Raw genomic sequence first — 1,527 nt, forward strand, 5'->3', positions numbered from 1 at the left:
TCTTGCCATTTCATCGTATAATCTTTCAAGGTGGGTGAGTGACCTGAAAACCGGCTGGTGAGTATGCCCGGTTATAAGCAATGTGTTTTCGCGTTTAGCAACCCATTCGTACATAATCCGGTTGTGATCGGTTTTTAGCAGATCGTTGTTGGCTGGCGTATTAGGATTCACCTTTAGATAAGCCTGGAGCGGGGCCCAGATATCAGACACAAACCATTTGCTAAACCAGTTGCCATCACTTTGCAGGTCGCCCTGGTGGCCGTGAGTAAGGTATACATTAAGCGGCATGCCATTTACCTCGGTTTGTAATACGGCGCCTTCATAGATGCTTATCCGTTGCCCATATACCTGCACTAACCCTGCGATAGCAAGAGGATCATTATCCCAATAAAGGTCGTGATTGCCAAATATCTTGAAAAAAGCTTTGCGGTTAATAAAGCGCTTTTCGCTTTCAAAGGTGGCTTTATTGTGTCTTTTTATGGTGATGAAAAGGTTTTCCCAAAGCTCTTCACTATCACCCAGGTTAATATAACAAAAACGCTGCTCTTCATAATAGTCAAGTGCTGTAAGATAGTTTTTCTCAGCCAATGCAAAAATGTCCATATCATCACGTGCACCTTTATGCTGATCAGAAAAGATGATGAATTTATCTACGCCGGTATCAAAGGGAATCACCAGCCCTTTCTTTCCGGGCCTGGTAAGTATGTTTTTATACAGGCGGCTTAATGCCTTATCCACCCGCTTCTTATCGGGCCTCGACGATAGCCTGTCGGCAAGTATGGCCACCCGTTTTGTTAACAGCTTTTGCAGAAATTTGCGCATGGGTTTTTAACGTAATATAAAACTTTTGTGCTAATAAAAAGAAGCTAAAAAAGCACCTGTCCGTTTTTTAACGGTGAAAAATTCCGTTAAAAAACGGATAGCAATATTGCTTTGTAAATTATATATTGCTTACTTATTAATCCCCGATTATATATGAAAATTATTGATTTAAAAACCGCAAAAAAAATGGTGGATCACTATCACACCACCCGGAAAAACGTTATCGACAAAACTCATGGTATTAATGATACCAGATCTGTTTGGTTCGATATTGATTCATTTAAGGGTTTTGTGAACAACCTACCTGCAGAAGCAACTGGTGTAAGGGTTCATTTTGCTTCTCATGACGAAACAGAAACAAAATCGCCCAGCCAGACAACGGTTGTTTTTGCTGGAACTATTAGTAAGGAGAGCAGTCATACAGACGCTGTTTTAGACAGTACTGTGCTTGCTGCTGGATTAGAACCCGCAAATGGCGGCAAAGCCTGTCCCCCAATCTGTCCTTGACTTTAGAACGATAACATTCAATATTTGTGATAACTTTAACAAGATGCTTGTATATACACTATTTTAGCATTTAATTTAAAGATCATAAATATTGAATGCTATTATTTAACCTTTATCTTCTTTCTCTCCCTTTAACATTTGCTGCTTGCCTTTACTCGTATAAATCGTTCGATGATAGTTTTAAGCCGTTTTTGCCAT

At 39.9% G+C, this 1,527-nt stretch carries 2 protein-coding genes; one reads left to right on the forward strand and one right to left on the reverse strand.

Features of this window, described 5'->3' with window-relative positions:
- The coding region (locus tag AC1DPZ_RS27000; RefSeq protein WP_477409328.1) for a metallophosphoesterase at positions 1-822 on the reverse strand (822 nt) is incomplete at its 3' end.
- A 153-nt stretch (positions 823-975) separates the two neighbouring features.
- Between AC1DPZ_RS27000 and AC1DPZ_RS27005 the strand changes: the two genes are divergently transcribed.
- Positions 976-1,329: a hypothetical protein gene (locus AC1DPZ_RS27005; RefSeq protein ID WP_477409330.1), complete on the forward strand. Its 354-nt coding sequence runs from the start codon at positions 976-978 to the stop codon at positions 1,327-1,329.
- Positions 1,330-1,527 lie beyond the last annotated feature (198 nt).

Source organism: Mucilaginibacter sp. P4_G9 (genome assembly GCF_056400985.1).